The organism is Amycolatopsis thailandensis (genome assembly GCF_042723255.1).
Classification (GTDB): domain Bacteria; phylum Actinomycetota; class Actinomycetes; order Mycobacteriales; family Pseudonocardiaceae; genus Amycolatopsis; species Amycolatopsis thailandensis.
This window is the reverse complement of record NZ_JBHXJK010000239.1, coordinates 1-7,687: the sequence shown is the minus strand read 5'-3', so window position 1 is coordinate 7,687 and position 7,687 is coordinate 1. Positions and strand designations below refer to the sequence as shown.

Genomic DNA, 7,687 nt, shown 5'->3' with positions numbered 1-7,687 from the left:
CTCCTTGGCCGCGCTGTTGTCCGGGGGGGCCAGCCGGGCCTAAGTCCGGTCCCATGGGGACCCCTCATGACACTTGGGGAAGGTGACCCCTACTTGTTCGGGTCCCGCACCGCGCCGGTGTCGGCCGAAGTCGCCATCCGCGCGTAGGCCCGCAGCGCGGCGGTGACCTTCCGGTCCCGCGAGACCGGCTGCCAGGGCCGCTCGCTCGCCTCCATCTTCGCGCGCCGTTCGGCCAGGACGTCCGCGTCGACGAGCAGTTCGAGACGGCGCTCGTGGACGTCGAGCAGGATCCGGTCGCCGTTCTGGACCAGGCCGATCGCCCCGCCCGCGGCGGCCTCGGGCGAGATGTGCCCGACCGAGATGCCCGACGAACCGCCGGAGAACCGGCCGTCGGTGATCAGCGCGCACTTCTTGCCGAGGCCGGAGCCCTTCAGGAACGCCGTGGGGTGCAGCATCTCCTGCATCCCCGGCCCGCCCGCCGGGCCCTCGTAGCGGATCACCAGGACCTCGCCGGGCTGGATCTCCTTCTTGAGGATGGCCGAAACCGCCTCCTCCTGGCTTTCCAGCACCCGGGCCGGGCCCTCGAAGTGCCAGAGTTCCTCGTCGATGCCCGCCGACTTGATGACCGCGCCGTTCTCGGCGAGGTTGCCGCGCAGGATCGCGAGCCCGCCGTCCTTGGTGTAGGCGTGCTCGACGTCGTGGATGCAGCCGTCCGAAGCGTCGGTGTCCAAAGAGGACCAGCGGTTCTCGGTGGAGAAGGCCTCCGTGGTCCGCACCCCGCCCGGCGCGGCGTGGAAAAGTTCGACGGCCCGCTCCGACGGCTCCTTCGCGCGGATGTCCCAAGTGGACAGCCACGACTCCAGGTCCGGCGAGTGCACGGAGTGGACGTCGGTGTTCAGCAGCCCGCCGCGGTACAGCTCGCCCAGGATGGCCGGGATCCCGCCGGCGCGGTGGACGTCCTCCATGTGGTAGTCCGAGTTCGGCGCGACCTTGGACAGGCACGGCACGCGGCGGCCGATGGCGTCGATGTCGTCGATGGTGAAGTCGACCTCGCCCTCCTGCGCGGCGGCGAGGATGTGCAGCACCGTGTTGGTCGAGCCGCCCATCGCCATGTCGAGGGCCATCGCGTTCTCGAAGGCCTTCTTCGACGCGATCGAGCGCGGGAGCACGGACTCGTCGTCCTGCTCATACCAGCGCTTGCACAGCTCGACGACCGTCCGCCCGGCGTCCTCGAACAGCGCCTTGCGGGCGGCGTGCGTCGCGAGGGTGGAGCCATTGCCCGGCAGCGACAGCCCGAGCGCCTCGGTGAGGCAGTTCATCGAGTTCGCGGTGAACATGCCCGAGCACGAACCGCAGGTCGGGCAGGCCGAGCGCTCCACAATGGACAGCCCGTCCTCGTCGACGTCGGGGCTGGCCGACGCGGCGATCGCGGTGATCAGGTCGGTCGGCGCCTGCGCGACCCCGCCGACGACCACGGCCTTCCCGGCCTCCATCGGCCCGCCGGAGACGAACACCACCGGGATGTTCAGCCGCATGGCGGCGTTCAGCATGCCCGGGGTGATCTTGTCGCAGTTGGAGATGCAGACCAGCGCGTCGGCCTGGTGCGCGTTCACCATGTATTCGACCGAGTCGGCGATGATCTCGCGCGAGGGCAGCGAGTACAGCATTCCGCTGTGCCCCATGGCGATCCCGTCGTCGACGGCGATCGTGTGGAACTCGCGGGCGACGCCGCCCGCCTCCTTCACCGCGCCCGCGACGATCTCGCCGAGATCCTTGAGGTGCACGTGCCCCGGCACGAACTGGGTGTAGGAGTTCGCGATGGCGACGATCGGCTTGCCGAAGTCGCTGTCGGTCATCCCCGTGGCGCGCCAGAGCGAGCGGGCGCCCGCCGCGTTGCGGCCGTGGGTGGTGGTCCGGGAACGGAGTTGAGGCACGGCTGACTCCAAGGTTCGGGATGGGGACCAGGGCCTTGCCGGGCGAACCGGCGCCAAACTGGTCCTACCAATCCTACTCCCCGGAGGTCTCGTCCTTTTCCGGAGCCTTCTCCTCGACCTTGTCGATGTCGTCCGTCAGCCCGGACGGGTCGGCCATGTGGCCCGCGCTGACCAGCGAGATCACCGGCAGGTGGCGGGTGCGCACGGCGGGGAGGGCGATCTTGGACTCGTCCTTCAGCACCGCCTGCACCTTCGCCTTGTCGGTGATGGCGAGGCCCTTGAGCGAGGCCCACGGCAGGTCCCGGCGCCCGAACATGGTGCGGACTTCCAGTCCCTGGGACGTCGCCGTCGTGCGGGTCCGGATGACGAACACGGCGAGCGCGATCGGGAAGAGGTAGAGCCACTGGAGGTACGGCACGTCGCCGAACGCGACAGGCGTCACACAAACGACGAGGAAAGCGATCGCCAGCAACGCCGTGTTCGGGATCTTGAAGACGGCCTTGCGGTCCTCGTTCGCCTGTTCCGACTGCTTTTCTTCTGCCACGTCAAAGATGGTGCACCGCCGCCTTCCAGGCCTCGAACGCGGGTCGCGTCACGCGCCGAAGGTGTCCAGCATGCGGAATCGCCGTCCCGCAGAGTTGACACTCTTGACGGCGACCGACTAGCTTCACTCTCGTGACAACGCAGACCGGCCTCGTACTTCCCAAGCGCGTCGACGCTTAGGGAAGTCTCCGCTGCGTCGACGCGCGACCCTCGTGCGACCACTCCGGTCGGCGGGGGTTTTTTGTTGCCTGGAACAATTTCAATCGCCGAACCAGCAATGAATACCCGAACGAGTGACTAGACAAGACGAGGCAAACAGCGATGACTAGTGCCACCTCGCGAGCTGAAGCGAACACCGGAACCTCTGGAGCTCGTCCCAAGCCGGCGCCGCCGGCCGGGACCCCGGTGCGGGTCACGGGCGCGCAGTCGCTCGTCCGCTCGCTCGAGGCGGTGGGCGCGGAAGTCGTGTTCGGTATTCCCGGCGGCACCATTCTCCCGGCGTACGACCCGTTGCTCGACTCGACGAAGGTCCGCCACGTCCTGGTCCGTCACGAACAGGGCGCGGGCCACGCCGCCACCGGCTACGCGCAGGCGACCGGCAAGGTCGGTGTGTGCATGGCCACTTCGGGCCCCGGCGCGACCAACCTGGTCACCCCGCTGGCCGACGCGAACATGGATTCGGTCCCGGTGGTCGCCATCACCGGTCAGCAGTCCCGCGCGCTGATCGGCACGGACGCCTTCCAGGAAGCCGACATCTGCGGCATCACGATGCCGATCACCAAACACAACTTCCTCGTCACCGACCCGGCGGACATCCCGCGCACCATCGCGGAGGCCTTCCACCTCGCCTCGACCGGCCGCCCCGGCCCGGTCCTGGTGGACATCCCCAAGGACGTCCTCCAGGAGATGACCTCCTTCTCCTGGCCGACGGAGCTGCGGCTGCCGGGGTACCGGCCCACGCTGCGCCCGCACGGCAAGCAGGTCCGCGAAGCCGCGCGGCTGATCAGCAAGTCGCGGCGCCCGGTCCTCTACGTCGGTGGTGGCGTGGTCAAGGCCGACGCCTCGCGTCAGCTGATGGAACTCGCCGAGCTGACCGGGATCCCGGTCGTCACCACGCTGATGGCCCGCGGCGCGTTCCCGGACTCGCACCCGCAGCACCTCGGCATGCCGGGGATGCACGGTTCGGTCGCCGCCGTCGCCGCGATGCAGCGGTCGGATCTGCTGATCGCCCTCGGCGCCCGGTTCGACGACCGCGTCACCGGGCAGCTGTCCTCGTTCGCGCCGGACGCCGCGATCGTCCACGCCGACATCGACCCGGCCGAGATCTCCAAGAACCGCAAGGCGGACGTGCCGATCGTCGGCGACTGCGCGGAGATCATCACCGAGCTGATCGAGGCCGTCCGCGCCGAGACCGACAAGTCCGCGAAGCCGGATCTGAAGGACTGGTGGACGCAGGCGAGCGCTTGGCGCGACGACTACCCGGCCGGGTACGAGTGGCCCGAGGACGGGACGCTGTCCCCGCAGTACGTCATCGAGCGCATCGGTTCGCTCGTCGGCCCGGACGCGGTCTACACCGCGGGCGTCGGCCAGCACCAGATGTGGGCCGCGCAGTTCGTGAAGTACGAGAACCCGCGCACCTGGATCAACTCCGGCGGCCTCGGCACCATGGGCTTCGCCGTCCCCGCCGCGATGGGCGCCAAGTTCGGCGTGCCGGACAAGCAGGTGTGGGCCATCGACGGCGACGGCTGTTTCCAGATGACGAACCAGGAACTGGCCACCTGCGCCATCGAAGGCGCGCCGATCAAGGTCGCCGTCATCAACAACGGCAACCTGGGCATGGTCCGCCAGTGGCAGAACCTCTTCTACTCGGAGCGGTACTCCAACACCGATCTCGGTACCCACAAGCACCGCATCCCCGACTTCACCCTCCTCGCGGAGGCGCTCGGCTGCGCCGGGCTGCGCTGCGAGACCAAGGAGGACGTCGACGCCACCATCCGGCGGGCCATGGAGATCAACGACCGTCCCGTCGTGATCGATTTCGTGGTGGGGAAGGATGCCCAGGTGTGGCCGATGGTGGCCGCGGGCACCGGTAACGACGAAATCATGGCCGTGCGCGGGATCCGCCCGCTCTTCGACGACGACGAGGTCGCCGCCGCTGGTGAAATCGACGCAGCGGAAATCAGTGCGGCGGCAGATGAAGGAGACGCCCGATGAGCGTGCACACCCTGAGCGTTCTGGTCGAGAACAAGCCCGGTGTCCTCGCGCGGGTTTCCGGACTGTTCTCCCGGCGTGGTTTCAACATCGAATCCCTCGCCGTCGGGCCCACGGAGAATCCCGAGGTGTCCCGGATGACGATCGTGGTCGCCGTCGAAGAGCTACCGCTCGAACAGGTGACCAAACAGCTCAACAAGCTGGTCAACGTCATCAAGATCGTGGAATTGGAAAAATCCACAGCCGTGCAGCGTGAACTGCTGCTCGTGAAGGTCCGGGCCGACAACACCGTGCGCAGCCAGGTCCTCGAAACAGTGCAGTTGTTCCGCGCGAAGGTGGTGGACGTGTCTCCCGAGGCGCTCACCGTCGAAGCCACCGGGACCTCGGACAAGATCGGTGCCCTGCTCCGGATGCTGGAGCCCTATGGCATCCGTGAACTGGTCCAGTCCGGAATGGTCGCGGTCGGCCGGGGCTCTCGTTCGATCACCGCCACCTCCGCTCGATAAAATCTTTGTCTGTAAGTCAGGAAAGGAAGTAGTACCCCTCATGGCAGTGGAAATCTTTTACGACGACGACGCGGACCTTTCGATCATCCAGGGTCGCAAGGTCGCCGTGATCGGCTACGGCAGCCAGGGTCACGCGCACTCGCTGAGCCTGCGCGACTCCGGCGTCGACGTCCGCATCGGCCTGCCCGAGGGCTCGAAGTCGCGGGCCAAGGCCGAGGAGCAGGGTCTCCGCGTGCTCACCCCGGCCGAGGCCAGCGCCGAAGCCGACCTGATCATGATCCTCGCGCCGGACACCAAGCAGCGCTTCATCTACGAGCAGGACATCGCGCCGAACCTCAAGGACGGCGACGCGCTGTTCTTCGGTCACGGCTTCAACATCCGCTACGACCTGATCAAGCCGCCGTCCAATGTGGATGTCGCCATGGTCGCCCCGAAGGGCCCGGGCCACCTGGTCCGCCGCCAGTTCGTCGACGGCAAGGGCGTCCCGGCGCTCATCGCGGTCGAGCAGGACGCCTCCGGCAACGCGCAGGCGCTCGCGCTCTCCTACGCGGCCGCCATCGGTGGTGCCCGCGCCGGTGTCATCAAGACGACCTTCACCGAGGAGACCGAGACCGACCTCTTCGGCGAGCAGGCCGTTCTCTGCGGTGGCGCTTCCGCGCTGGTGCAGACCGGTTTCGAGGTGCTCACCGAGGCCGGCTACGCCCCGGAGATCGCCTACTTCGAGGTGCTGCACGAGCTGAAGCTGATCGTCGACCTCATGTACGAGGGCGGCATCGCGCGTCAGCGTTACTCGATCTCCGACACCGCCGAGTACGGCGACCTGACCCGCGGCCCGCGCGTCATCTCGCCGGCGGTCAAGGAAGAGATGAAGAAGATCCTCGGCGAGATCCAGGACGGCACCTTCGCCCGTGAATGGGTCGCCGAGGACGAGGCCGGACGGCCGAAGTTCAACGAGCTCGAGAAGAAGGGTGACGAGCACCCGATCGAGGCGACCGGCAAGAAGCTGCGCGACCTGATGTCGTGGGTGGACCGGCCGATCACCGAGACCGCCTAGTTTTCAGGCCGAAGGGGCCCTTCGCCGCGTGAGACGCGGTGAAGGGCCCCTTCGTTTTGCGTGCTGGAAAGCGATAACGTGGGCACCATGAGTGAGCAGCCGGTGGACGACAAGGCCCATATCCGGCACGAACTGGACCTGAGCGACGCGCGGTGGATTCGGGCGGAACCGGACGGCGCGAACCTCGAGGACTGCGTCGAGTACGCGATGGTCCCGCACACCGACGGTGTCGTCTACACCGCGATGCGCCAGGCTTCGCTTCCGGAAGGCGACGTCCTCGTGTTCACGCCGTCGGAATGGGACGCGTTCGTGAAAGGCGTCCGGGACGGCGAATTCGACCTGCCCGGTTAGACGCGCGCGAGAAGTTCGTCGAGCCGCCCGGTCGCGGCCGCGATGGCGAGATGGTCGGCGTAGTCGCGGGATTCGACAATCAGCCCCTCGCGCACGCGCAGCACGAAGATGTTGGAGACGCGGAATTCCCGGCTGTCTCCCGCCGTGCCCTGGTAGTCGAACTCGCCGATCACGACCTCGGGGTCGAGGGTCTCGTGGACGACGAGATCCCGGACCTGGAACCGGACCTTGCCCTGTTCGCCGAACTTGAAATGCTCGCGCAGGTCTTCCCGGCTCTCCAGGGTTTTCGCCCCGGGCAGGAACGGGTGCGTGACATGGGTTTCCTCGGCGTAGAGCTCCGGCAACCCGGCCCAATCGCCGTCCGCGACGCCGTGGACGAGCCGCTCGAAGACGCCGCGCGGGCTCTTCGGATCCGCCGTCGGCTCGGGGCGGGGCGGAACAGGCGTGAGCTCGCGTTCCGCGGTCTCGTAACTCTTCTTCAGGTCCTCCAGGCCATCGCGCGCCGCGACAAGGCGCAGGTAGTCGTGGTAGTCGCGTGAGTGGGCGATGAGTCCGTCGCGTACCCGGAGGAGCTGGATGTTGGCCATGTCGAAGGACTTCCCGGTGTCCAGCGCCTCGCCGACGTTGCGATACTCGGCGATGATCACCTCCGGGTCGGTCGTCCCGTGAATCAGGACATCCGCCCTGCTCATCCGTACGTTGAAGCCTCCGCCGAAGTTCCGGCGGAGCGTCTCGCGACCCTTGAACCGGGTCGGGACGGGCGGGCGCTGCGGGTTCTCGACGACGGCGTCTTCGGCGTAGAGGTCGAAGAGGTCTTCCCAGTTTCGGGCGGTGATGCCTTCGGACAGCCTGTCGAAGACGTCGCGGGGTGTGGTCATGAAGGTCTCCCAGTCGGACAAGAAACGGAGTCTGTAGTCCGTCTTTGACGATACGGACTACAGACTCCACTTGTCCACCGGTGGCTGGGGATCGGGAATGTCATGAAAGGGGCTTTCAGGACGTAAAATGTCCTGAAAGCCCCTTTCATGACATTCGGGACCTTGTCGTGAGCCCCGGGATGTCATGAGGGGTCCCCATGGGACGAAATC

At 67.3% G+C, this 7,687-nt stretch carries 7 protein-coding genes; 4 read left to right on the top strand and 3 right to left on the bottom strand.

The genetic code is table 11. From position 1 onward, the window contains the following. Positions 1-89 precede the first annotated feature (89 nt). Together ilvD and ACFWMR_RS41925 are read right to left on the bottom strand one after the other, a co-directional pair. Positions 90-1,934, bottom strand: a complete 1,845-nt coding sequence (gene ilvD, locus ACFWMR_RS41930; protein WP_378382422.1) for a dihydroxy-acid dehydratase — start codon at positions 1,932-1,934, stop codon at positions 90-92. A gap of 73 nt (positions 1,935-2,007) precedes the next feature. Beyond that, the gene (locus ACFWMR_RS41925; protein ID WP_093935554.1) at positions 2,008-2,478 is read right to left on the bottom strand and encodes a PH domain-containing protein; all 471 of its coding nucleotides are present in this window, start codon (positions 2,476-2,478) and stop codon (positions 2,008-2,010) included. 320 nt (positions 2,479-2,798) lie between these two features. Here ACFWMR_RS41925 and ACFWMR_RS41920 point away from each other — a divergent pair, with 320 nt between their 5' ends. From ACFWMR_RS41920 to ACFWMR_RS41905, 4 genes are all read left to right on the top strand, one after another. Further along, entirely contained in the window at positions 2,799-4,691 is a 1,893-nt protein-coding gene (locus tag ACFWMR_RS41920; protein ID WP_378382421.1) for an acetolactate synthase large subunit, read from the top strand. After that, complete coding sequence (ilvN, locus tag ACFWMR_RS41915) at positions 4,688-5,194, top strand: acetolactate synthase small subunit (RefSeq protein ID WP_005162051.1); 507 nt, start codon at positions 4,688-4,690, stop codon at positions 5,192-5,194. The genes ACFWMR_RS41920 and ilvN overlap by 4 nt, the downstream gene beginning before the upstream one ends. Before the next feature lie 40 nt (positions 5,195-5,234). After that, positions 5,235-6,248 carry a ketol-acid reductoisomerase gene (gene ilvC / locus ACFWMR_RS41910; RefSeq protein WP_005162052.1) on the top strand — a complete coding sequence of 338 codons (1,014 nt, stop codon included), beginning with the start codon at positions 5,235-5,237 and terminating at the stop codon, positions 6,246-6,248. A gap of 87 nt (positions 6,249-6,335) precedes the next feature. After that, on the top strand, positions 6,336-6,599 hold the full coding sequence (locus tag ACFWMR_RS41905; RefSeq protein WP_378280557.1) for a DUF397 domain-containing protein: 264 nt from the start codon (positions 6,336-6,338) through the stop codon (positions 6,597-6,599). Here the strand turns inward: ACFWMR_RS41905 and ACFWMR_RS41900 are convergent. After that, positions 6,596-7,477, bottom strand: a complete 882-nt coding sequence (locus ACFWMR_RS41900) for a nuclear transport factor 2 family protein (RefSeq protein ID WP_378382420.1) — start codon at positions 7,475-7,477, stop codon at positions 6,596-6,598. The genes ACFWMR_RS41905 and ACFWMR_RS41900 overlap by 4 nt on opposite strands. Between the last annotated feature and the right edge of the window lie 210 nt (positions 7,478-7,687).